Annotated in this window: 21 protein-coding genes; 11 read left to right on the top strand and 10 right to left on the bottom strand. The window is 36.8% G+C overall.

Going from position 1 to position 23,463, the window contains the following annotated elements; genetic code table 11:
* Positions 1-9 precede the first annotated feature (9 nt).
* From HYG88_RS00560 to HYG88_RS00545, 4 genes are read right to left on the bottom strand one after another with little or no spacing between them, the layout of a single operon-like run.
* Positions 10-1,122: an ABC transporter permease gene (locus HYG88_RS00560; protein WP_087545823.1), complete on the bottom strand. Its 1,113-nt coding sequence runs from the start codon at positions 1,120-1,122 to the stop codon at positions 10-12.
* The gene (locus HYG88_RS00555) at positions 1,119-2,249 is read right to left on the bottom strand and encodes an ABC transporter permease (RefSeq protein WP_178882393.1); all 1,131 of its coding nucleotides are present in this window, start codon (positions 2,247-2,249) and stop codon (positions 1,119-1,121) included. Before HYG88_RS00555 ends, HYG88_RS00560 begins: the two co-directional genes overlap by 4 nt.
* 3 nt (positions 2,250-2,252) lie before the next feature.
* Positions 2,253-3,416, bottom strand: a complete 1,164-nt coding sequence (locus tag HYG88_RS00550; protein ID WP_178882392.1) for an HlyD family secretion protein — start codon at positions 3,414-3,416, stop codon at positions 2,253-2,255.
* A gap of 12 nt (positions 3,417-3,428) precedes the next feature.
* Entirely contained in the window at positions 3,429-4,925 is a 1,497-nt protein-coding gene (locus tag HYG88_RS00545) for a TolC family protein (protein ID WP_178882391.1), read from the bottom strand.
* 325 nt (positions 4,926-5,250) lie between these two features.
* Between HYG88_RS00545 and serC the strand changes: the two genes are divergently transcribed.
* Positions 5,251-6,330: a 3-phosphoserine/phosphohydroxythreonine transaminase gene (serC, locus tag HYG88_RS00540; RefSeq protein WP_178882390.1), complete on the top strand. Its 1,080-nt coding sequence runs from the start codon at positions 5,251-5,253 to the stop codon at positions 6,328-6,330.
* 73 nt (positions 6,331-6,403) lie between these two features.
* On the opposite strand, the gene HYG88_RS00535 is transcribed toward serC, so the two are convergent.
* Both HYG88_RS00535 and HYG88_RS00530 read right to left on the bottom strand, forming a co-directional pair.
* The gene (locus HYG88_RS00535; RefSeq protein ID WP_178882389.1) at positions 6,404-6,547 is read right to left on the bottom strand and encodes a hypothetical protein; all 144 of its coding nucleotides are present in this window, start codon (positions 6,545-6,547) and stop codon (positions 6,404-6,406) included.
* A gap of 36 nt (positions 6,548-6,583) precedes the next feature.
* Positions 6,584-7,522, bottom strand: coding sequence for a hypothetical protein (locus HYG88_RS00530; RefSeq protein ID WP_005161305.1), 939 nt, complete (start codon positions 7,520-7,522; stop codon positions 6,584-6,586).
* 221 nt (positions 7,523-7,743) lie between these two features.
* Between HYG88_RS00530 and HYG88_RS00525 the strand changes: the two genes are divergently transcribed.
* Together HYG88_RS00525 and HYG88_RS00520 are read left to right on the top strand one after the other, a co-directional pair.
* Entirely contained in the window at positions 7,744-8,214 is a 471-nt protein-coding gene (locus tag HYG88_RS00525) for a YaiI/YqxD family protein (protein WP_005161301.1), read from the top strand.
* 7 nt (positions 8,215-8,221) lie between these two features.
* Positions 8,222-9,115 carry a DMT family transporter gene (locus HYG88_RS00520; RefSeq protein WP_005161299.1) on the top strand — a complete coding sequence of 298 codons (894 nt, stop codon included), beginning with the start codon at positions 8,222-8,224 and terminating at the stop codon, positions 9,113-9,115.
* A 17-nt stretch (positions 9,116-9,132) separates the two neighbouring features.
* Here the strand turns inward: HYG88_RS00520 and HYG88_RS00515 are convergent, their stop codons facing one another.
* On the bottom strand, positions 9,133-9,720 hold the full coding sequence (locus HYG88_RS00515; RefSeq protein ID WP_005161296.1) for a PilZ domain-containing protein: 588 nt from the start codon (positions 9,718-9,720) through the stop codon (positions 9,133-9,135).
* A 25-nt stretch (positions 9,721-9,745) separates the two neighbouring features.
* On the opposite strand from HYG88_RS00515, the gene HYG88_RS00510 reads away from it, so the two are divergent.
* The 3 genes from HYG88_RS00510 (at position 9,746) to HYG88_RS00500 (ending at position 14,174) form a co-directional block, all read left to right on the top strand.
* Positions 9,746-10,981: a lipoprotein-releasing ABC transporter permease subunit gene (locus tag HYG88_RS00510; RefSeq protein WP_005161293.1), complete on the top strand. Its 1,236-nt coding sequence runs from the start codon at positions 9,746-9,748 to the stop codon at positions 10,979-10,981.
* Entirely contained in the window at positions 10,974-11,660 is a 687-nt protein-coding gene (gene lolD, locus HYG88_RS00505; RefSeq protein WP_050041672.1) for a lipoprotein-releasing ABC transporter ATP-binding protein LolD, read from the top strand. Before HYG88_RS00510 ends, lolD begins: the two co-directional genes overlap by 8 nt.
* Positions 11,661-11,747: 87 nt before the next feature.
* Positions 11,748-14,174: a DNA internalization-related competence protein ComEC/Rec2 gene (locus HYG88_RS00500; protein ID WP_178882388.1), complete on the top strand. Its 2,427-nt coding sequence runs from the start codon at positions 11,748-11,750 to the stop codon at positions 14,172-14,174.
* A gap of 41 nt (positions 14,175-14,215) precedes the next feature.
* Here the strand turns inward: HYG88_RS00500 and HYG88_RS00495 are convergent, their stop codons facing one another.
* The gene (locus HYG88_RS00495; RefSeq protein ID WP_005161285.1) at positions 14,216-15,166 is read right to left on the bottom strand and encodes a lysophospholipid acyltransferase family protein; all 951 of its coding nucleotides are present in this window, start codon (positions 15,164-15,166) and stop codon (positions 14,216-14,218) included.
* 138 nt (positions 15,167-15,304) lie between these two features.
* Between HYG88_RS00495 and sppA the strand changes: the two genes are divergently transcribed.
* Both sppA and HYG88_RS00485 read left to right on the top strand, forming a co-directional pair.
* On the top strand, positions 15,305-16,327 hold the full coding sequence (gene sppA / locus HYG88_RS00490; RefSeq protein ID WP_005161282.1) for a signal peptide peptidase SppA: 1,023 nt from the start codon (positions 15,305-15,307) through the stop codon (positions 16,325-16,327).
* Between the two features lie 136 nt (positions 16,328-16,463).
* Positions 16,464-17,258, top strand: a complete 795-nt coding sequence (locus tag HYG88_RS00485; RefSeq protein ID WP_005161279.1) for an alpha/beta fold hydrolase — start codon at positions 16,464-16,466, stop codon at positions 17,256-17,258.
* 498 nt (positions 17,259-17,756) lie between these two features.
* On the opposite strand, the gene purN is transcribed toward HYG88_RS00485, so the two are convergent.
* Together purN and purM are read right to left on the bottom strand one after the other, a co-directional pair.
* On the bottom strand, positions 17,757-18,386 hold the full coding sequence (purN, locus tag HYG88_RS00480) for a phosphoribosylglycinamide formyltransferase (RefSeq protein WP_171063585.1): 630 nt from the start codon (positions 18,384-18,386) through the stop codon (positions 17,757-17,759).
* Positions 18,383-19,453, bottom strand: a complete 1,071-nt coding sequence (gene purM, locus HYG88_RS00475; RefSeq protein WP_004661134.1) for a phosphoribosylformylglycinamidine cyclo-ligase — start codon at positions 19,451-19,453, stop codon at positions 18,383-18,385. The genes purN and purM overlap by 4 nt, the downstream gene beginning before the upstream one ends.
* Before the next feature lie 134 nt (positions 19,454-19,587).
* Here purM and cxpE point away from each other — a divergent pair, with 134 nt between their 5' ends.
* The 3 genes from cxpE (at position 19,588) to rbtA (ending at position 23,460) form a co-directional block, all read left to right on the top strand.
* Entirely contained in the window at positions 19,588-20,781 is a 1,194-nt protein-coding gene (gene cxpE / locus HYG88_RS00470; RefSeq protein ID WP_005161270.1) for a chloramphenicol efflux transporter CxpE, read from the top strand.
* Positions 20,782-20,801: 20 nt separating this feature from the next.
* Entirely contained in the window at positions 20,802-21,497 is a 696-nt protein-coding gene (hda, locus tag HYG88_RS00465; RefSeq protein ID WP_004661138.1) for a DnaA regulatory inactivator Hda, read from the top strand.
* Positions 21,498-21,612: 115 nt separating this feature from the next.
* Entirely contained in the window at positions 21,613-23,460 is a 1,848-nt protein-coding gene (gene rbtA, locus HYG88_RS00460; RefSeq protein ID WP_005161268.1) for a rhombotarget A, read from the top strand.
* The last annotated feature ends 3 nt before the right edge of the window (positions 23,461-23,463 follow it).

Here is a 23,463-nt window from a genome sequence, read left to right as displayed (position 1 = left end):
AAAAGGAAGCTAATCGGCTTCCTTTTTTATTGATTTCATCATCACTAATCGATAATAAGAAAGTGCCAGTAAAATTGCAGCTACCGTCGCAAGATAAATAAGTTTAGGAACAACAATGGATGTTGCGACCCCCATCTGATTCAGTTGTACGAACACTTGTACGCCATTGGTGGATGGTAGTAACCACGCCAAGAATTGCATCCATTCAGGCATAGCTTGATGTGGCCATGCTGTTCCTGTTAATAGAAACAAAGGCACTGAAGTCACAATAATTAAATGTCCGACTCGTTCGGGCATATCCACCAATGAGCCAATAAGCGTTGCTAAACCAATGATACAACTCACATAAATTGGAACAGCGAATAGCATTCCCCAGAAATTACCCCCATGCGGATATTCATATAACCAAAATGTAAAGCCAAATAAATAGAGACAACCTAAACATCCGATGGTTAATATTGCGGCAAAAATCGCAAAAAATTCTGATCGGTTGGCAACCCAACCTTTTTCTCTATAGCTCGCAATCAACATTGCGAGTCCGAGTAATATGGTTTGATGAATAATAAGACTAGATACAGCAGGAAAAATATAGCTGCCATAGCCAGATAATGTATTAAATAGAGGAATCTGATGAATTGAGATCTCAGGATGAAATGAAGAAGCTTTGCCAAATTTTTCTAAATATTCTTGTAAACTCGCTTCAATTGAAGTCGCTAGACCAATTCCCACTTCTTTGGTTCGAATGAAATAGGCTGTACTTAGGTAAAGACCGATTCCACCCATTTCGCCGCGTTTCAAACTATTGGTAAGATTTTCGGGTAAGAGTAAAATGCCTTCAGCTTTCTGATTTTTTACGAGTTTCTCAGCCTCTAGGAAATTATCGGTAACTGTTGTGATTCGAATATGTGGACTATTAGCAGCTTGACTAATAATTTTTGAGGTTAAAATACTTTGTTCTTGGTCAACAATTACAATTGGGATGTCTGCTGCCGACTGAGCTTTATAAGCAGTAGGATAGAAAAAACTATACATGATTACAGCTGCAATCAATGTGGTAAATACAGAACTATTTGCAACAATATTTTTAAACGTTTGGATGTAATAGAAGCAAAATGATTTCATTGATTTTGCTCCTGAATATTTTTCTTCAATAAACGAATACTTAAACCTAAATAAAGAGCAGAGAAAATAACTAAAATACCAAAAGGAATAAGAGATACGGAAATATCGCTACCGATCACCCATTGCTCAGTTTGTAGTTTCGCATAAGGCGTATATGGAATAATCATTGACCAAAATTGAGTAAATGCTGGTGCATTATTCAGGGGGAGAGTAATTCCCGAGAAACTAGGTGATGATCCACCGTAAAGTGCAATAAAACCAAAGGTTTTAGGTAGATCTTTGGTGGCTAATACAACAGTACTGCTGATGACAGCATAAGAAAAATAAAGTAAAAATTGTGCAAGCAAAATTAGGCTGAGCGAGCCTGCAATAAAGTAGCCACGAATATGTGCTAGCCAAAACATCCAGCACCCTGTCCACGCACAAAAAATAAAGACATAGGTCAGGATTTTACCTAATAGGCTAGAAATAATGTGTTTTGAGTCAACCCATTCATTCAGGGTTTTCCTTTTAAATTCCTGTCCGATCGCAAAAGCCACACAACAGCAAAGCAGTAGATGTAGCACTGCAGGCACCATGAATGGTTCCAGAAACAGTTCATAGCTCATATTAGGATTATATAGCGTAGAAATCTTAATATTTGGTGTGGGAACATCCAAGTAGGGGATTACATTTGATAAGTAACTCTGTCCCGTATAATCTGCCATACCGTTTAATGTACTCATCAGCATTGCAGAGGAAATGGTATTTCCAATACTAAAAAAGGACTGGTTATAGGCAATGCTGATTTGAGCATCCTGTGCTTTTACTAATCTTTGTTCTGCACCATCGGGGATTAAAACGAATCCCCATGCTTCAGTTTTATTAATAAGCTGTTCGGCTTCATCTTGGCTAGTGGTGATGGTTTTTACTTGTAAAGTATGATTGATACTCAGTGCATGGATGACTTTACGGCTCATTTCACTTTGATCTTGATCAATCACAACGATAGGTAAATGCTCAGCTTTACCCGATGCAAACATATTGCCAAAAAGAAGAATCACCAACAAAGGGGCAATGATCGCCATAAAAAAATCAGCTTGATGGCGTTTTAAATAGCGCAACTCCCGAAGCATTACTGCAAACATCGGTTACTTTGCCTCTGCAATGTTAAATAAAACACTCATACCGACTTTTAGGTCTGGAATGGTTTGTTCTGGTACTAAATGAAATTTGAAGCTACGAATATCATAACCGCCAGTTTGTCTTGTTGTCTTAATCGTTGCAAAATCACCTTCGGCATCAATTTTTTTCACTTTAAAATTTGCTTTATGGTTGAGTGCAGGAATAAAACCTTCCAGAGTTTTGGTTTTATAGACTGAGCTATACAGGTCTTCACGGACATTCAAACTTACCCATAAATCATGGTCTTCAATAATGCTTACTACAGGGATGCCTGTCGCGACTAACTCAGTTGGTTTACCGTAAGTTTTAGAAACAGTACCATCAGTCGGTGAATACAGTTTGGTCTCTTCGGTTAAAGCATCGGCTTCTTTTACCGCAGCTTGAGCCATAGCCACTTGTGCATCAGCAGTTGATTTTTGTTGCTCCGTACTGCCTCTTTTTGCGCGTGCGTACTGTTGATAAGCTGCTTCAGCAGTTTCACGTGCCGAAGTTTGGGCGGCTAACATTTCATCACGGCGTTGACGAGAAATGACACCTTGTTGAAATAAATTTTCACCACGTTTATAAGTGGTTGCAGCCAAATCTGCTTGGGTTTTCATTGCTTGCCAGTTGGCGTATAAGGTTTCGATATTCTCTTGCTGAGCACCACGATATACGGTTGAATGAAATGCTGTAGCACTTTGTAAAGCTGCTTGTGCTTGCTCTTTTTTTGCTTCTAATTCTGGGCTCACAAAACGAACCAAAGCCTGTCCTTTTTTAACGGGTTGTCCATCAGTGACGTAAAATTCTTCAATACGGCTTGGAACTTTGGTGCTGATATGTACTGTTTCTGCTTCAACGCGACCTTGTAATTCAATGGTCTGAGGTTGATAAGCTTTCCATAGACCAAATGCAATTAAACCGAATAATAAAATAAGGATAATTAACCCAATAAGTTTGAATTTCCCATTTTTAGATGATTTATTCGGTGGAATTTTTTTATTCAAAGGTGCTGTTTCAGTGTCTACTTTTTCTGTATGTTCAATTAGAGAAACTGGTTCAGATGCTGTTTCTTTTGTTTGAGCATCTGTTGTTTGATTGACTTGATCTGTATCACGTTCTGAATTGGATGATGATGGATTCTGGCTCATAAATTTCTCCAATTAGCGGATATAGTCAGTACGTGGTTGATTAACGTAAAGCTTAAATTCATCAATAGAACCATAGCTTTGTAATAAGGTGGCCAAAGATAAAATATATTTATACGAGTTGAGTGCCATTTCAGTTTTTAAAGTACTTAAAGCATTTTGTGCGTCAATCACTTGCGTTGCAGTACCCATACCTTCTTTAAATGAAAGTTGTTGGATTCTTAAATTTTCTTGAGCTGCTTTGGTATTCTGGGTAAGTAATTGATGGCTATTTTGCGAAGAGTTTAATTCACTATAAGATTTGTATAAAACATTTTCGACTTCTTGTTTTGTCCGTTCAGTCATAAGCTCTGCTGCATATTTTTTGAGCTCTGCTGCACGGATATTTTTATTATTGTCTATACCTGAGAATAAATTGTATTTTGCCATCACACCAACAATCCAATTTTCTTTGCTATCTAAGCCGTATTCTCCAAAAGCAAAAACACTTGGTTTTTTAGAGGCTTGTTGAACTTTCACATTTTCATTGGCCAATTCAGTATCTATTTGTAGTTTTTTAATCAAACTTGAGTTCTGATCATAATTTGCAAGCAATTTATCCAAAGAATGATTCTGAGTTAAATTCACAAAAAGTGGGGTGCTTAGACTGACACTTTCTTTGGTTTGTAATAGATTCTGTAAACTAAATTCGCTCGCTTTTAAATTAGACTGTGCATTTTGGTAAGTACGTTCAGCATTATTGCGTGCAACTTCAAATTGCATACGCTGTCCCTTGTTAATAAAACCTTGTTTTTCAAGTTTTAGCGCATTGTTATAATGCTCTTGCATCGCATTCAAATTAAACAATGCTGACTTGGCTAATTGTTGTTGTAATTGCACATTGAAATAAGCCTGAATCATTTCGAAACGTTGTGTATCTTGCTGTTGTTTTTCACTAATATTTGAGCGTTTTGCTTGAATAGTGGCGATTTGTTTAGCGCTATTAATTTTTCCACCTGTATATAGCGGCATAACCATTGAAACTGAAGTACGAACATCATGATCTTCAACAGTGACATCTAAGTTATTTGGAACTTTATTTAAACCATCGCTAACAACTTGATCAAAACCTTGGCTGACCTGATCGATGACTTCTGGAGGTAATACATTTTGCCATTGAGATAATTTTTCATCGAAACCATTTGTTAATGAATTTTCTAAACGACGTTTACTTGATTCAAGAGGCACGCTCGTTTCACTATGAAATGCATAGGCTCGAGCATTTAAATCAATTCTTGGTAAGCCTAAATTTTTAACAGCTTCCATTTCTAATTGCGATGCTTGCTGTAAGGCTTGTTGCGCTTGAGAACTATAAGCATTTTGCACGACATATTGTTCAGCTTGGCTATAACTGAAGGTCTGAGCAAATGATGGTAATGAAAATAGGGTACAACTAATCAGGCTCATATATAGGCTGAGCTGTTTTGGAAACCGTTTGACCTGAAGGCTCGGTCGATCATGTCGTTTCAACATTAGAGTATATCGCAATTTAATCATATCCTTGGATAGTCTAAATTCTTTTTATAAAATTGAAATATTATGTTTTTAATTAAATAGTTATATCACTTCAATTGGTGTATTGAATTTGTAAAAAATAGAGTTTTTAATCTATAAAGAAGGATGGGATTTAAACTGTGATCAGTGAATAAAATGCATCAAAATAATCAAAAGCAGATTAAAAAATTTATATGTTTTTTGCACTAAAATTGAAATATTTACTCGATAAGCTGCTGCAACCTTCGCTAATCTATGATTAAATCCCAATTTCAATTTGTTTCACTTTGACAAGGGAAAACTCATGCGTGCTTATAATTTCTGCGCTGGTCCTGCTGCATTACCTACTGCCGTTTTAGAGAAAGCTCAACAAGAAATGTTGGATTGGCAAGGTAAAGGTTTGTCGATCATGGAAATGAGTCATCGTAGTAGTGACTATGTTGCTGTCGCGGAAAAAGCTGAAGCAGATTTGCGTAAGCTCATGAACATTCCTGAGAACTATAAAGTATTGTTCTTACAAGGTGGGGCATCGCTTCAATTTTCAGCAATTCCTTTAAACTTGCTCGGCAAGAATGCGAAAGCTGATTATATTCATACTGGTATTTGGTCTGAAAAAGCGTTGAAAGAAGCAAAACGTTATGGGGACATCAATGTCATTGAAGCGGGTACGCTCATTGATGGAAAACACGCCATTACTGAGCAAAGTACTTGGAATCTTTCAAACGATGCGGCTTATGTGCACTATGCGGATAATGAAACGATTGGTGGTCTACAATTTGCAGGTGTACCAGACGTTAATGCGCCGTTGGTATGTGACTTTTCTTCAAGTATTTTGTCTGCACCATTAGATGTAAGTAAATTCGGTTTAATTTATGCTGGGGCACAAAAGAATATTGGCCCAGCAGGTTTAACGATCGTTATTGTGCGTGATGATTTATTAGATCAAGCAAAACCTGAAATTCCAAGCATTTTGAAATATTCAGATCAGGCAAAAAATGATTCAATGGTAAATACGCCTGCAACTTATGCTTGGTATTTGTCTGGTTTAGTATTTGAATGGTTACTTGAACAAGGCGGTGTAGACGCAATGTATAAAGTAAACCAAGAAAAAGCAAAATTGCTTTATGGATATATTGATTCTAGTGATTTTTATAATAATCCAATCGCAATTCCAAATCGTTCAATCATGAATGTACCATTTACACTTGCAGATGAAGCACTTGAGAAACTTTTCTTAAAAGAAGCTGAGCAAAGCCATTTGCTTAACTTAGCAGGTCATCGCTCTGTGGGTGGTATGCGTGCAAGTATTTACAATGCTGTGCCTTTAGAAGGGGTACAAGCATTGGTTAATTTCATGGACGAGTTTGCAAAACGTCACGGTTAAGCAATTTATCATCCATAAAATAAAAGCCCTCATGAATGAGGGCTTTTTTATTCACACAATTTAAATCTAAAAATTAAAATAAGCCGATTTGATGAAAAAAGAGTGCTGCTAAAAACATACCAAGTAAAAAAAAGCAAAAAGCACCAACATCAAGTTTAAGACCTTGATCACTCGAATGAATCAAACTGGTGGTCGTTTGTTCTGGTATAATTTTCATTAGAACGCCTAAAAATGCCATTTGTGTGATTTTTTGTCACTTTAGTGCAGTTTTAGCATAAATATTCGCCTGAATCCATAGGTTGCCGCGAATATATTCGCCAATGTTAAAGTTTTTATACAAATCATTTTTTGTTGCAATTCGAATTAAAATTGCAGGTAAATCATCTTCTAAAACTAAAGTCACATCATACAGCGTATATTCATCTTGCATAAATTGCATGGTTGTTTTGCCAACGATATTACCTTGGAACCAAGCTTCATCTTCTTGACCTAATGTTTCACCATACAAATATGCCACCATTTTAGAAAAATCAACGGTTACAGGTTCGTGATCTTCAGGTGTTTGTGGTTGCCAGTCGTTAATCAGCTCTTGTAAGTTTTCTGGTGCAACACCATTATGTTCAGCCAAAATAGCATTTAAAGCACGATGATGTTTAATTGATGCAGGGTCATCAACAATGATTTTCTCATTTTCAGCAACTGGTTCTAATTCATATGCCCAAGCATTAAATTGAACTTGATAAGTTTGATTTTGATCATATTGGCAGTGATTAACACTGAATAAATTATCAAATGCATAAATAACCGTATTTTTATTTAAACTCAGACGTAATACTGCTTGAGTCGCAGAATCACAAGTAATAATACGTTCAATTTGGGCATCATATTTATATGGGCTTTCAAAACTTGGGAATGCTGTTTTTAATGCGCGTGGTTTTTGATTTTCAACCGCAATAATTTGATTGATTGAAATAGACTGACCCTTTGGCCCTTGAATCAACCAAAATGATTGATCCATATCTTGTTCATCTTCACATAAGCCCATAGGCATCACTGGAGCATCAAGTGCCAATCCTAACCATTTGGGAACATCTGTTTCGGGTGTATCAGTCAATAGGTTCCAATGCTCAACATGATTGCCGAAATTTTGATCTTGAATTTTAATAGTTTCAGGACTGTTTTGATTTTTCATAAAGCGTGATGCTAAAAAGATTGAACTTATTCTATTAAATCGAGGGTAACATCCATTTTTCAAGTCTGGATATGTAATTCATTAAAAATTAATTCAAATTTCTGTTTTTGATCTCAAATCTAATCAATGAAATGGACAGCAGCAATTATTCTAATGATGCTAACTCTACTTTTACCGTAATCTGCTACACTATATTTTTATTTTTATGAGCTTGTGCCAACGTGCTGCCATTTAAATTATGGGTAGATGCGGATGCTTTACCTAAAATTTTACGTGAAGTGATTTTACGTGCGTCTGATCGTTATCAATTAGAAGTTACCTTTGTCGCTAATCAGAATGTTGGGATTACGCCATCTCTACGGATTAATTCGATTCAGGTGATGAGTGGGGCAGATCAAGCAGACAAAGAAATCATTGAGCGTATGCATGAAAATGACATTGTCATTACACAAGATATTCCACTTGCTGCACAAGTCATTGAAAAAGGTGGGATTGCTATTCACCCACGAGGTGAAATTTATACCACTGCCAATGTTAAAGCACGCCTGCATTTACGTGATTTTATGGATACTTTGCGTGGTGCAGGTGTGCAAACAGGCGGTCCACCACCTATTTCTGAACGTGATAAACGTGAATTCTCAAGCTCTTTAGATCAAACTATTTTCAAACAAAAACGCAAAACCGCTTCTTGAGCTAAATATGCCTTCACGAATCAACTTAGTACTGACATATGGATTATTAGTATTCATTTGGGCAACCACGCCATTAGCAATTGTTTGGAGTGTTACTGATTTACACCCTATGTGGGCTTTGGTATTACGCTTTTTTATTGCCTTACCTTTGGCGGTTAGCGTGTTATTGCTGTTAAAGGTTAAATTCCCGATTCATAAAGTTGCGTTATCAAGTTATGTAGCTGGTTCATTAAGTTTGATCGGTTCGCAAATTTTTACTTATGCAGCAACCCCTTATTTAAGTTCTGGATTGATTGCATTGATGTTCGGCTTAGCTCCGATCATGGCTGGGCTGATTGGAAGTTTTGGTTTTCAACAAAAGTTAGCGAGTTTGCAGTGGTTGGGGATGGGAACCTCAATTATTGGGTTAGCGATGATTTGTCTGAGTGGCAGTCAAAAGCATGTGCAGCCGATAGGTATTGTTTTAATGCTGATGAGTGTTTTTGCATATTCGCTTTCTATTTTTCTGGTGAAAAAAATCAATGCGGATGTGCAACCGATGGCTCAAGCAACCGGTTCAATTCTGGTTTCAACAATCTTAGCCATATTATTACTCCCTTGGATTTGGCAACATGCACCAACGCACATTCCTTCGACGAAATCATTGTTAGCGTTGACTTATACTGTTGTAATGGCTTCATTAATTGCGATGTTTTGTTATTTTAAGCTGGTACAAAATTTGAAAGCGACCACCTTATCACTGACGACGGTGATGACCCCAATGTTGGCAATACTCATAGGTGCTTACCTCAATCATGAACAGTTGTCTGCACAGGTTTTTGTTGGGGCAAGCATCATTCTATTAGGTTTGTGTCTTTATTTTTATAAAGATTTTAATACCTATCGCCGTTTGAAAATATGAAAACGACATTTTCATATTTAATTTGGGTTGATTTCAGTTTGTTGTGATTCTTGAATACTTTCCGCTAATTTGGCACGATCTTGTGGATTAAGGGTAATGAAATAAGCACCAATACGGAATTTACCTTGTTCATCTGCTGAGCTGTAAGCAACTTGAGCAGTTGCTGCGATATGAAAGTAGTTTTCAGGATGACTCAACGTAATATGAATGTAGGTTCCTTCATTAATATCTTGTGAGCTAAAGAAGCTCAAACCGTTCTCGGAAAAGTTAACTTGTTCAGGGACTGGCAGTAGGGATTGCACGATATTGTCGTAAAAAGAACCAGTAATCAGATTCAATTTTTGATTGAAAAGGGATAATATGCGAGCAATTTGTTGATCTTTTTCATTTAATTGTTCTAATTCGTAGCGAAATGCATGATCAAATTGATCTAATTCAGCAAGTAGTAGAAAATAGCGTGGCAATACAAAGTGAGAATCATAAGGATCATTCAGCGCAACGTCGTCAGGAATGACTTGATAGTTGATTCTTAACACAGCATCAATACGAGACATCACTCGACGTTCAGAGTTGTCCTCAACAAGCTGATGTTGTGAATTTTCCATAATAAATCACCTCGGACTAAATGGTATGTTTAAGCCAATTTCGCTGTATATAGGGTTGAGATACACTCGTGCTCGGCGAAGTAATCATTTTATTTCTTTTATTGCCTTGGTTTCCATGATTGGTTTAACCCTTGGCGTTGCTGTCCTTATTACAGTACTGTCTGTTATGAACGGTTTTGACCGTGAATTAAAAAATCGTGTTCTTGGAATGGTTCCGCAAGCCACAGTTTCTTCTACTCAGATACTAACAGATTGGCCTGAGCTTGTAAAAAGAGTTGAACACCATCCGCATGTGACAGGTGTTGCACCATTTACTCAATTGCAAGGGATGTTAACCGCTCAAGGGCAAGTGGCAGGGATTATGGTGACCGGAATTGAGCCTAAATATGAAAAGAAAGTTTCAATTATCCAAAACCATATGGTCTCAGGTGATTTAAATGCTTTGAAGAAAGGCGAGTTCGGTATTGTTCTAGGCAAGGATATGACCGATGCACTTGGTCTTGGTTTAAATGACAATGTCACCTTAGTTCTGCCTGAAGCAACACCATCACCAGCAGGTGTTGTACCACGCTTTAAACGTTTTAAAGTGGTTGGAATTTTTAGTGTAGGTGCAGAAGTTGATTCGATGGTGGGTTATATCGCCTTAAATGATGCATCAACATTATTGCGTTTGCCTGATGGTGCGCAAGGCGTGCGATTAAAGTTAGATGATATTTTTGCTGCACCATCTGTTGCAGATGATATCGTGAAACAATTACCAAGTAATTTCTACGCATCGAATTGGACGTATACGCACGGCAATCTTTTCAATGCGATTCAGATGGAAAAAACCTTAGTGGGTTTACTTCTTGTTCTGATTATTGTGGTTGCTGCATTTAATATCGTTTCATCTTTAGTAATGGTCGTAACAGATAAAAAATCTGATATTGCGATTCTGCGGACTCTCGGTGCTTCACCGTCCATGATCACTAAAATTTTTATGGTACAAGGCACGGTGATTGGTGTCATTGGAACGATTGCAGGAACAGTGTTAGGTGTAACTTTAGCATTGACCATTAGTGATATTATTTCTTGGTTCAATACTGCTCTAGGTTTGAACTTGTTTGATGCCTATTTTGTTCACTATCTGCCTTCATATCTCAGATGGCAAGATGTTACCGTAATTGTCATTGTTTCATTATTGATGAGCTTTTTGGCGACAATTTATCCTGCATTACGTGCAGCCAAAGTTCAACCTGCTGAGGCATTACGTTATGAGTAAGATCGTCTTAGAAGCCAAAGATATTTATAAACATTTTGATGATGGTAAAAGCAAAGTTGAAGTGATTAAAGGTTTATCACTTCAAGTAAAAGCAGGCGAGTTTGTTTCCATTGTTGGTTCGAGTGGTTCAGGTAAAAGTACGTTATTACATGCGCTTGGTGGCCTAGAGCAACCATCGCAAGGACAAGTCTTTTTGCAAGGTCAGCGTTTTGATAATTTAGGCGAAGCAGAGCGTGGTTATAAACGTAATCAATATCTAGGTTTCGTTTATCAATTTCACCATTTGTTGCCTGAGTTTTCTGCTTTAGAAAATGTAGCCATGCCTTTGATGTTACGTCGTGAAAGTAATTATAAGGATGTTAAAAGACAAGCAGAATACCTACTTGATCGTGTCGGTCTATCGCATCGTTTAGATCATAAACCAGGTGAATTATCGGGCGGTGAGCGTCAACGTGTGGCTTTAGCGCGCGCCTTAGTGACGAAACCTGCAGTTGTCTTAGCAGATGAACCAACTGGTAATTTAGATCGTAAAACAGCATTGAGTATTTTTGAATTGCTGACTGATCTCAAAAAAGAGCTGAATATGGCGATGTTAATCGTGACTCATGATGAGCAATTGGCTCAATCAGCAGATTCGATTTTGCATATGCAAGATGGTTTATGGATTGATCCAAAATAATTTATTTTGTTTAATCTCTTGTTAAAGCCCTGAAAACGGGCTTTAATTTTGCGTTCAGAAAAATCAAAAACTTAATTAAAAAATTACATGTTAAAAATTATTTTATTGGGCTGGATTGCTGGTATTGCAATCATGGGATTTCATCTTGATTTTATCGAGCTGACATGGTGGATTTGGTTGGCTATTGCAATCCTGATCTTTAGCTTTGGCATATACAAGAAAGAATTCTATTTTTATCGACCTTTTTATAAAGCACTTATTTTAATCAGTGCAAGCTGGGGATTGTTTACAACAGGATATCATTTTGCAGATTCCGCATTAGAACAACGACTGCAATTAAAAGAGTTTGAATCACAATCCTATGAAGCAATTGTTTATATTAAAAATATAGATGAATTGAGTGATGATGGTCATAAACAAATTGCTGAAGTGCTTAATCGACATAAGCAATCTGTCAACTGGTTACTTTATTTAAAACAAGACAAATATCAGTTAAATCAGAAGCAAAGTTTACAGTTGGGTCATTATTATCGAGTTTATGGTCAGATTAAACCAGTGCATAGTTATGCTGTTGTGGGTGCATTTGATCAGGAAAAATGGTTTTTGCAGCAAAATATAATGTCTGCATTTTCAGTGCAGTCTATTCAACCTTTAAGCTTTGATGAAATTTACCGTTTGGGTTATCAAGGTCACTTAAAGCAACAGCAAAGCTTTTCTGCTAAGTTTTTATTAAGCGTTGAGATGAAACGCTTAGAATTTCGGCAGATGTTACAAACTTCTAAGCTTCAGCATAAAGGTTTACTTTTAGCCTTGCTAACAGGTGATGAAAGCCTGTTATCCAACACATTGAAACAACAATTTCAACAGCTTGGAATTTCGCATTTGTTAGCGATTTCTGGTCCACATGTGTTGATCTTTGCATTCATGTTGTCTTGGTTGATACAACGTCTCATACAGCATTACTGCCCACATCTATACTTATGGCAGCCTAGACAAATTTTATTATTATTGCCATTTTTACTCAGTGTTCTGGTCTATGTGGCATTTGTTGGTTTTGAGATTCCAGCGATCAGAACTTTATTGACTGCTTTGCTTGCAAGTATTTTTCTCTTCTTTCGTCAATCGATTCGCCCATTTAGCTTATTGATTTATAGTGCCAGTATATTATTACTTTTTGATCCTTTTAGTATTCTATCCGCTGGTTTTTGGCTGTCATATGGGGCCTGTTTTATTCTACTTAGAGTTTATCAGACCATTGCACAATTACCGCAAGATCAGCCGATTACGTGGACTCAAAAAATATTTTTAGCTGCTAAAGCTTTGGTTGAATCGCAATCTAAGATTTTTATCGCCTTATTACCATTAGTCTTGATTTTCTTTCAGCAAGTTTCTTGGATTGCACCTGTAAGTAACTTAATTGCAATTCCTTTACTTGGCGGTGTCGTTGTGCCAGTAGGTATTCTGGCTGCATGTATTTGGCTCATCATTCCTGCATTAGGGCAGTTTTTATTTCAAATTAATGATTTTGTATTATCTATATTGATGTCAATTTTAGACATCTTGCAAAATATTGCACCGCATTTATATGGGGTAAGTTATACACCCTTAATGATGGTATCTTTAATCCTTGGTATGCTTATTTTATTTATGCCGAGGGGAACGATTCCTAAAGCTTGGGCATTGATTTGTTTTTTACCTATATGTATAGGTGTAAAGACTCAACCTACGGTTTTAAATATTTTAGATGTTGGACAAGGGCAAGCTGTATTTTTACAACATCCCGAACAAATCTTTATGATTGATACAGGGGGCTCTTACAATGAAAATAAATTTAGTTTAGGAGAGCGGGTTGTTATTCCATTTATACGGCAACAAGGTGTACGCCACATCGACCATGTAATCTTATCTCATCTTGATCAAGACCATAGTGGTGCTTTTCCTATTATTCAAAAAAACTTTGAAATATCCCAAGTTCAGTCAAATGAATATGACCAAAAAATGCAGTTCAAAAACAATTTCTCATTTTGTCAGCAAGGTCAGCATTGGTCATATGAAAATCTAAAAGTTGAAATTCTATCCCCTAAATCAGATGAGCTTATTCATGCAAAGGATCAGCAAAATGAGTATTCCTGTATGGTGTATTTGCAGTTTCTAAATGCCCAACCTTATCAAAAATTTTTAATCATGGGAGATGCAGGTTGGGAGGCTGAATATAAATTAATGCAACAATATCCCGACTTAAAAGTAGATGTTTTGATCTTGGGACATCACGGGAGTAAACATAGTTCTGCTTATGATTTTTTAGCGACTTTAAAACCGAAACTTGCGATTGCTTCGGCAGGGTTTGATAATCGTTATGGACATCCTAGTCAAGAGTTGAAAAATCGTCTACAGGCGCTACACATTCCATTATTAACTACGGTTGAAGCAGGAACAATTCGTTTTGTTTTTGAAAATGGTCAGGTTGAGCTCAGACAGCAAAGACAGCAAATTAAATGGTTGGAAAGAAAATAACTTAAATATTGTAATATTTTCATATCACAATATTTATAGGATTAAAGTTGAGTATTTTCTTGCCGACGAACTTCAGCAACTTTTGCTAAAGCTTCGTTGACGTCAATATCATAAATTTTGCGTAAGCTAGGGTTCGCACTGAATCGTTTATAACTCCAGTGATAATGCATTGGAAGACGTTGGATTAAATTTTCCAAAGTCTGATGAATAATAAGCGTACCATCTTCGGCATTGCCTTCATAAATTTGAGGATTGATACGCTCGATATGCATGTCGAATCCACCTTTGTCATTCCTCAAAGCATAAAGGAATAAAGTTCGTGCTTTTGTTTTTTGAATTAACTTTGCGCTTAAACTACTCGATGCCAAGGGAATACCAAAATACTTAATCATTTCACCACCGTGATCAGGGGTGTGATCAGGTAAAATAACAGTTGTACCACCTTGTTTTAATGCTTTAAAAATCTGACGAACTCCACTTTCATCAGTGGGTACTAAATTCGCTTGATTACGGCTACGTGCATCACGAACAAAACGATCAGCATCAGGATTTTTCACTGGCTTATAAAGGATGGTCATTTGAGTATGTTTGGATAGCCATGCATTCATCACTTCCCAAGTACCCAAATGAGGCATAATCAGGACAAGTCCTTTTTTCTCTGCGAGGGCTTCGTGAAAATAATGCTCATTATGAATTTTGTGAATGCGCTGAATATTTTTCTCATTTGAAGCTCCCCAAATGCTCACAAATTCAAAATAAGAGGTTAGTTCATTTTTAATTGCTTGTTTTTTTAATTGATTTATTTCTTGTTGAGATGCTTCAGGAAATGCGATCTGTAAATTCAATTGTATAATTTTTGAGAGTTTAGAAAGCTGGAAACTATTGAGTAATCGTGCAACAAAACCTGCGATAAAACGACCTAATTGGAGTGGTTGATGACTCAGAAATTGGATGAGACGGTAATTACTATTTGTTGATTTGGGGTGTGCCATATATCAAACATTAAAAAAATTACAAGAGGAGAGTATAACGTATAAAATAATTATAAGTTAAAACAAGTTATTTAAACAGTTTTCTATAAATCAACGTATATAATAAATTCACTTTACAATACATTGGATTGGAATCTTATGTCCGATTGGCCACCAAAACCACAAAATGAACCTACAAATAGCAATAATGTGACAGGCAAAGAATGGCAGATTTTAGAAAAAGCTGTTTTGGCTTCTGTCGAAGAACAACGCCGTAGTCGACGTTGGAGCATCTTTTTTAAATGCTTAGGTTTTGCGTATTTATTAATCGTATTGATCGCAATGAGCAAAGGCTGCTCAACTTCTGTAGAAAAATCAAATACGAATGTCAGCTCTGATCATTTAGCTGTGATTGATATTGTTGGAACTATTGATTCTTCTAGTGGTCAATCTACTGTCAATAGTGAAGACACCAATAAAGCATTAAATCGTGCATTTGAAGCCACTGGCAGTAAAGCGATTGCATTGAATATTAATTCTCCTGGTGGCTCACCCGTGCAATCTGATGAGATTTGGCAAGAGATTCGCTACCTTAAAAAACAACATCCAGATAAAAAAGTCTATGCCGTGATTGGTGATATGGGTGCATCGGGTGCTTACTATATTGCTTCTGCTGCAGATGAGATCATTGTAAACCCATCAAGTTTGGTTGGTTCAATCGGTGTGATTATGCCGAACTATGGTTTGAGTGGTTTAGCGCAAAAACTTGGTGTTGAAGACCGTACTTTAACTTCTGGTAATAATAAAGACATTCTAAGTATGACTAAGCCAATTAATCCAGCGCAACAAGCACATGTGCAAGCTGTTTTAGATAATGTTCATACACATTTTATTAATGCAGTCAAAGAAGGTCGTGGAAAACGATTAAAGTCAAATGATCCTGCGGTATTTTCTGGTCTATTCTGGACGGGTGAACAGGCAATTGCATTAGGTGTTGCAGATCGTAGTGGTAGTATTACAACATTGATGCGCGATCTTAAAATAGATCAGAAATTAGATTATACCGTTCAACGCAATCCTTTAGAGTCGATTTTAGGACGTATGGGTACAAAGATTGGTGAAGGAATTAGTAGTTCACTTTCTGCACAACTACAAACCCAACAAAATGCAAAAATACAATAATCATCAAGACTAGGCTATGATCATTCACAGCCTTTTTTATTTTTAAACATAACTGGGCAGTTCTCCCTTTTAAATTGCAAAGCATTTGCAGCGCGAGATAATCGACCAATCAATATATAAATTGAAAGAAACGCTTATGAAACCTTTGATTCATTTTGCACATGCTAATGGTGTTCCATCTAAAGTTTATCAGAAGCTATTTGAGCAGTTAAAAGATCAATATGACATTATCTATGTTGCAGAGATTGGCACTGATAAACGTTATCCAATTACACATGGATGGAGGCATTTAGTTGATCAAATCATTGATAGTATCGTGCAACAATCACAAGGTCGAAAAGTAATTGGCTTGGGACACTCGTTAGGTTCTGTATTAACACTAATGGCATCTTATCGTCGTCCTGAGTTGTTTTCTCAAGTGATGATGCTTGACCCACCATTTATTATAGGTAAAGCATCATTTGCTTTTCATCTTGCTAAAGTTTTTCAACCTAAATTGGTCGATAAAATTACGCCAGCAGGTCTATCTGTACGTCGCCGTGATCATTGGGAGTCTCGTGAACAAGCAGCAGAACTTTTAGGCTCTAGAGGATTTTATCAACACTTTGATGCAGATTGCTTCCAAGCTTATATTCAGCATGCTTTGAGCAATGATCCATTGAAGGGTGGAGTGACTTTAACCATCCCGAAAGTGGATGAGGTTGCAATGTTTAGAACGACACCATCGATGTGGTGGTTGCCTATGCCAAAACCTAGAGTACCTGTTCATTTGGTTGTTGGTCGTGATAGTGTGTTCTTAAAAGAAAAACTTCCTCAAGTTGCTAAACGGAAATTGGGTATTCCTTTTTCAATTGTTAATGGTGGACATATGTTCCCATTAGAGCATCCGACTGAAACTGTGGAAAAAATCAGAAGTTTGATTGATAAATAAGCTAAAAAAATACGAAATTCAACCAAGTATCAGGTGATCAAAACTTGGTTGAATTAATGGACAATAAGAAATACACTTTATTCAAATAATTTATAAAGAAGAACGATGGAAAACTTATGGTGTAGCTGTATACATGTTAGGTATTCTATTTTTCTATGGGATAGAATATTTTTATTATCAAAATAACCAACAATTGTTATGGCTAAGTTTGAACACCTCTGTTGGCGCTTGGTTCAACACCCTTACATTTACTTATTCTTAATTGTAGATGTTCTTCCAATCTTAGCCTTATTTTTGCTTTCGCAACAACAATTTGAAAAATATTTTAAGTGGTGTGTTTATTTTTTTATTATTCCGATTGATTTGTATTACTTTTGGGAAATTGGTCTTCCTCTAAATCTATTATGCTTCAATTTATCTTCATTATCCTTATATAGAAAAACAGTGAAAATTTAAAAATTGAATTATAAAAAACACATCCGAAGATGTGTTTTATTTTTAGAATTGAGCAAATTGAATTGGTCGTTCTAAAGGTTTTTTATTGAAATATGCTTGACCATTTGTCCAAGTGAGTTGACCATTACATAACCATTCTGCAACCTGAGGGTAGATGAAGTGTTCAAGCTCATGCACACGTTGTGCTAGGCTTTCTACATTATCATGCAAACTCACTTGAATGGCGGATTGCGCTATACTTTGTCCAGCATCTAGTTCAGCAGTGACAAAATGAACGGTACAACCATGCAAGCGATCTCCAGTATTTAATACACGTTGATGTGTATTAATTCCTTTATAAAAAGGCAGCAGAGAAGGGTGAATATTTAACATTTTACCTTGCCATTGACTGACAAAGTTTGGCGTTAAAATACGCATAAAACCTGCAAGGATAACTAAGTCAATTTCCCAAGCAAGCAATTGCTGATGCATAGCATCGTCAAAGCTTTCTCGATTCGGATAATCTTTATGTGAAATAACAGCGGTTGCAATATTGGCTTTCTCAGCACGCTGCAATGCATATGCATCAGCTTTATTTGATAGAACACCAATGATTTGCCCTGACAGATTTGCATCTATCAGGGCCTGTAAGTTGCTACCGTTGCCTGAGACAAGGACAGCAATTCTCATTATGCAAAGATCACGCGAATTTTTTCGTCTGCACCTTCAACTGATTCAGCATTTTCTTGGATATAACCAATTTTCCATGCTTTTTCGCCTTGAGTATTTAATACATCAATGGCTTTATCAGCTTCGCTTGCATCAACAGCGATTACCATGCCAACGCCACAGTTAAATGTACGATACATTTCAAAGCGTTCTACATTACCTTCACGTTGTAACAACTGGAATAATTCAGACCATTCCCAGCTTGACTCGTCAATTACAGCTTGAGCGCCATTCGGAAGAACACGCGGTAAGTTACCCGGTAACCCACCACCCGTGATGTGAGCCATAGCATGAACATCAACTTGTTTGCAAAGTTCAAGTACTGGTTTTACATAAATACGTGTTGGTTCCATTGCAACATCTGCAAGTGGGCGACCATCAACGATTTGAGTTAAATCAACGTTCTTAACATCTAAAATTTTGCGTAGTAATGAGTAACCATTAGAGTGCGCACCACTTGATGCAACCCCGATAAGTACATCACCAGATTTTACTTTAGTGCCATCAATAATTTTACTATGCTCAACTACACCAACAGCGAAACCAGCAAGATCGTAATCTTCGCCTTCATACATACCTGGCATTTCAGCAGTTTCACCACCAACAAGTGCACAGCCAGCAAGTTCACAACCTTTACCAATACCCGTTACTACATTTGCTGCAACATCAACATTCAAATGACCTGTTGCATAGTAGTCTAGGAAAAATAATGGTTCAGCACCACAAACAAGTAAATCGTTTACACACATTGCAACAAGATCTTGACCAATCGTGTCGTGACGATTTAGATTTAACGCTAAACGTAATTTTGTACCTACGCCGTCTGTGCCAGAAACCAATACAGGTTCTTCATAGCCTTTTGGAATTTTGCATAGTGCGCCAAAACCACCTAAACCGCCCATGACTTCCGGACGAGTGGTACGCTTAGCGACAGATTTGATACGATCGACCAGTGCGTCGCCCGCTTCAATGTCGACGCCCGCATCTTTATAGCTTAAACCAGTATTTGGGGTAGAAGTTGAGTTGCTCATAGTGAAGTCTCCGCATTGGCGGCAGATTATAACCTGAATATACGAAACTCTTATGTTATTTATGCTCGAAAATGCTATCTTTAATTAAATTTTTTTCCCATTTATAACGATTACACGAAAAAAGGCTAGATTTTATGCAAGATCAGGTACTACGTCGTATCTTTATCCTCGCAGGACTCGCATTACTACTTTGGGTGTTGTATCTATTAAAACCAGTTGTATTACCATTTGTTGGCGCTTTTTTTATTGCCTATCTCTTTAGTCCCCTTGTAGATGTCCTTGTAAAAATTAAATTACCTCGCTGGTTGGCGATCAGTCTCGTCTTTGTTGGGATTGGCGTAACCTTAACAGTTGTTTTATGGTTCCTTGTCCCATTGGTTTGGAAGCAATTAATCTATGCGCGAGATAGTATTCCAGCAGGTATACATTGGGTAAATGCGACATTTCTACCTTGGGTATCCCATACTTTTAATGTTGTTCCAATGGAGTTGGATACAGAACAGATTTCTAAAGCAATTATGGAATACATTCAAACGAATTACAGTGCAGATAGTATTCAAGCCATGGCTTTACGTTTAGCACAATCTGGTTTGAATTTTATTCAATTAGGTGGCGTATTTATTTTGATTCCTATCATTTCATTCTATTTCTTACTTGATTGGGAAAGAATGTTGCAAAGTATGCGTCGTTTAATACCTCGTCCATATGAAGAATCAACTTTAGTCATTGTTCGTGAATGTCATAGCGTGCTTGGAGCGTTTGTTAAAGGTCAGTTCCTCGTAATGCTGCTATTAGGAATAGTGTATGCCGTTGGCCTGCAAATCATTGGTTTAGAAGTGGGTTTAATTATTGGAATGATTGCTGGTTTGGCCAGTATTATCCCTTATCTAGGCTTTGGTGTTGGTATTATCGCAGCCGTGATTGCTTCATTATTCCAGTTTGGTCTTGATTGGATGCAGTTACTTTTAGTGGGTATTGTATTTATGATTGGGCAAATGGTGGAAGGATATATTTTGCAGCCTTTCTTACTTGGTGACAAAATTGGTCTATCTCCTGTTGCTGTTGTATTTGCGGTACTAGCTGGTGCTCAACTGGGTGGTTTTTTAGGGATGCTGATTGCTTTGCCTGTAGCGGCTGTTATCGTCGTGTTACTTAAACACGCAAGAGATAATTACGAAAAAAGTCGATTTTACGGATCTCCAATTGAGGTCAGTATTCAACATGGTGAAATTCAACGTATAAATGTGGATGCTGGTGATGTAGAACTTGATATTGAGATTAAAAACTCTCAAGATAGCGAAACTTCACATTCAAATGATCTAAAGTAATTGAGGAACAAATTAACGATATGCGTCAACTACAACTCGATATAGAACCACAGCTCGATGCGCGAATTAGCGATTTTTCGGGGCCAGGGTGGGGTCATGTAGTTGATGCGATACGACAGTTACATACTGGACTGGTAAATCGCTTTTATGTTTATGGCGGTGCTGGTACTGGTAAAAGCCATTTACTCTCTGCAATTTGTGATTCATATTTGGAATTGGGTCGTCGTGCAATAAAAGTCTCATTATTAGAATTATTAGATGCACCAATTGAAGCGATTACTTCATTAGAGTTTTATGATTTAGTGGCATTAGATGATATTGATGCAATTAGTGGTGTACCTCATTGGCAAAAAGCTGTTTTTCATTTAATGAATAATCATGAGGGACAACTGGTCTTTTCATCTCGTGTAGCACCGATAGAATTAAAATTAGAATTACCTGACTTACAGTCGAGACTGACTCAAGCGGTCAGTGTCAAAGTGCCAAATGGAAGCTCATATACAGATCGACAGGCTTTATTACACTCTGTTATGACGAGGCGAGGAATTCATTTTGACCAACAAATTATTGATTATTTGTTGAGTAATGGGCCACATCAAGCTTCCATTTTATTACAGACACTTGCCCAACTTGAAAAGATGTTGAAAGGTGAGAAAACAAAGCTCTCAAATACGACGATTAAGCAAATTTTTGCTCTGATTGATGAATATCACTAATCGCATAAAATTTCTTGAGTAATTTTGACAGCTATGACAAAGTACGCACAAAGGAATGTGGTTGCAAATTTGTAGTTTGCAATACTAAGAAAAATGAAAATAGAAGGAGAACGGTATGCTCAAACGGACGCTTGCCTGCGCTTTATTTGCGATTACTGGACATGTATATTCTGCGGATATTCAAGTTACAACATTAGTTGATGAAGACAAAGATGATACCGTTTGTTCATTACGTGAAGCTGTAACATTCTTAAATAATCGTGCTCAAAAAGAATTTGAAAACGGTTATCATGGTTGTGGTAATAAGGATGCTTCATCGATTATTATTCTAGAACGTGATAAAGAGTACACTCTAAATAAGGCAATACAAATTAAAGCATCGATGACTATTAATACTGCTTCCAGTACTGATTTTAATGATAATAAGCAAGGTTTAAATAATGCTACTATTAAAATGTTGGGTTCGGAAAGTGTTTTTATTATAGATGATAATAATGTAGAAAATGAACTTTTATCAGTGGGCTTAAAAGAGCTGAATCTTAAAGGGTCATCGCAGAAAGTAGTCGAAGGTGGCTTGATTCTAAATCGTGAAATATTAACAATTCAATACTCTAGATTGATGGATGGTAATGCAAGTTTAGGCGGTGCTATTTATAATAAAGGTTTACTATCTGACAAGAAAACTGCAGGTGTTGTTAGTGTAAGTAATACTATTTTTGAAGGTAATAAAGCTGATCAGGGGGCGGTCATTTATAGTGAGGTTCCTCGTTATATTATTACTCAATCAGTGATAAAGAATAATGAAGTAAAAGCAAATGGAAGTATTTTATATGTACAAAATGCTTATAGTGATACCGCAATCTCGAATGCACTCTTGTTGAGAGTTTTTGGACTCAGAAATTCAACCATTTTTAATAATAAGGGAGGCTATGTAGCAAATATTCGAGGGGGAATGGTCATCAATAATATTACGATGATTTATAATGATGCTGGACTATATTTGCAAGCTCCGAAATGGATTTCAACCCCTGCTACTGACACAAAACCTGCTGAATTAGAGAATGGTGCGTTTATTTCAAATAGTATCATAGCTAAAAATAATAAAAACTGTGTTGCAGATAGTAATGATTCTTCGGTTATTCAAAGTAATTTGACAGAGGTGGATTGCAATCGTAATGCACCCGCTGGACTGCCAAATTTTCTATTAAACACTGATTTGATTGCAGGTGGACAAGTGGAGGGGGATTGTGATTTACCTCAGGACAAAGGATTATTATGTCCTTATACGACTCCCAAAGATCAAATGTTAGGTTTTTTTCAACCAAGATTATTAACTTCTTATAATTCATTGTCTGACTCTCTAATCATTAATAAGGGGAGGATTTTTAGCGATGGGACAAACAAGGGAGCTATTAGTTGTGAAACTTCTGATCAACGAGGTAAAGCGCGCAGTGTTTATAGTGAACTATGTGATCTAGGTGCGATTGAGTTGGTAGTAAATCGTAATGATGTAGAAATTGCTGGGCAAGATATTCTATATGGACAAATCGCAAAGTTTAGTATTGCGAATAGTTTATTGGATGGTGAATTAGTTGATCCTGAGGCGTGTAAAATAATATTTAAGAGTGATACAGATGCTAACGGATTACCATGGCAATCAGGTTGTCTTAATATTGAACAGACTGAAACAAAGTCAAAAGGTAAATTAACAATAGATTCAAAAGGGAATATTGTCTATGTGCCAAATGGTAATTGGCATGGTGCAGATAAATTTAATATCCGTGTAATCACTACAATCACTAGGCTTAATGACCCTTCAAATTATTATATTGATATTCCTACGACAATTGTCCAAGATCCGCCAAATAATTTTCAAAGTAAAACTGTAAATGTTGGCAGCATGGATTTTGGATGGATCTTAATGGTGTTTGGTTTAATTGGATTGAGACGTTTTAAATCATAATCA

It is taken from the genome of Acinetobacter sp. SwsAc4, from assembly GCF_013391535.1.
Taxonomy (GTDB): Bacteria; Pseudomonadota; Gammaproteobacteria; order Pseudomonadales; family Moraxellaceae; genus Acinetobacter.
The sequence above is the reverse complement of the archived record's forward strand: the minus strand, read 5'-3'. Positions and strand labels throughout refer to the sequence as shown.

What these genes read in the sequence shown, in the direction of transcription:
- HYG88_RS00560 (WP_087545823.1), bottom strand. Translation starts at nt 1,122, where the DNA reads ATGAAATCATTTTGCTTCTATTACATCCAAACGTTTAAAAATATTGTT.
- HYG88_RS00555 (WP_178882393.1), bottom strand. Translation starts at nt 2,249, where the DNA reads ATGTTTGCAGTAATGCTTCGGGAGTTGCGCTATTTAAAACGCCATCAA.
- HYG88_RS00550 (WP_178882392.1), bottom strand. Translation starts at nt 3,416, where the DNA reads ATGAGCCAGAATCCATCATCATCCAATTCAGAACGTGATACAGATCAA.
- HYG88_RS00545 (WP_178882391.1), bottom strand. Translation starts at nt 4,925, where the DNA reads ATGTTGAAACGACATGATCGACCGAGCCTTCAGGTCAAACGGTTTCCA.
- serC (WP_178882390.1), top strand. Translation starts at nt 5,251, where the DNA reads ATGCGTGCTTATAATTTCTGCGCTGGTCCTGCTGCATTACCTACTGCC.
- HYG88_RS00535 (WP_178882389.1), bottom strand. Translation starts at nt 6,547, where the DNA reads ATGAAAATTATACCAGAACAAACGACCACCAGTTTGATTCATTCGAGT.
- HYG88_RS00530 (WP_005161305.1), bottom strand. Translation starts at nt 7,522, where the DNA reads ATGAAAAATCAAAACAGTCCTGAAACTATTAAAATTCAAGATCAAAAT.
- HYG88_RS00520 (WP_005161299.1), top strand. Translation starts at nt 8,222, where the DNA reads ATGCCTTCACGAATCAACTTAGTACTGACATATGGATTATTAGTATTC.
- HYG88_RS00515 (WP_005161296.1), bottom strand. Translation starts at nt 9,720, where the DNA reads ATGGAAAATTCACAACATCAGCTTGTTGAGGACAACTCTGAACGTCGA.
- HYG88_RS00510 (WP_005161293.1), top strand. Translation starts at nt 9,746, where the DNA reads ATGTTTAAGCCAATTTCGCTGTATATAGGGTTGAGATACACTCGTGCT.
- lolD (WP_050041672.1), top strand. Translation starts at nt 10,974, where the DNA reads ATGAGTAAGATCGTCTTAGAAGCCAAAGATATTTATAAACATTTTGAT.
- HYG88_RS00500 (WP_178882388.1), top strand. Translation starts at nt 11,748, where the DNA reads ATGTTAAAAATTATTTTATTGGGCTGGATTGCTGGTATTGCAATCATG.
- HYG88_RS00495 (WP_005161285.1), bottom strand. Translation starts at nt 15,166, where the DNA reads ATGGCACACCCCAAATCAACAAATAGTAATTACCGTCTCATCCAATTT.
- sppA (WP_005161282.1), top strand. Translation starts at nt 15,305, where the DNA reads ATGTCCGATTGGCCACCAAAACCACAAAATGAACCTACAAATAGCAAT.
- HYG88_RS00485 (WP_005161279.1), top strand. Translation starts at nt 16,464, where the DNA reads ATGAAACCTTTGATTCATTTTGCACATGCTAATGGTGTTCCATCTAAA.
- purM (WP_004661134.1), bottom strand. Translation starts at nt 19,453, where the DNA reads ATGAGCAACTCAACTTCTACCCCAAATACTGGTTTAAGCTATAAAGAT.
- cxpE (WP_005161270.1), top strand. Translation starts at nt 19,588, where the DNA reads ATGCAAGATCAGGTACTACGTCGTATCTTTATCCTCGCAGGACTCGCA.
- hda (WP_004661138.1), top strand. Translation starts at nt 20,802, where the DNA reads ATGCGTCAACTACAACTCGATATAGAACCACAGCTCGATGCGCGAATT.
- rbtA (WP_005161268.1), top strand. Translation starts at nt 21,613, where the DNA reads ATGCTCAAACGGACGCTTGCCTGCGCTTTATTTGCGATTACTGGACAT.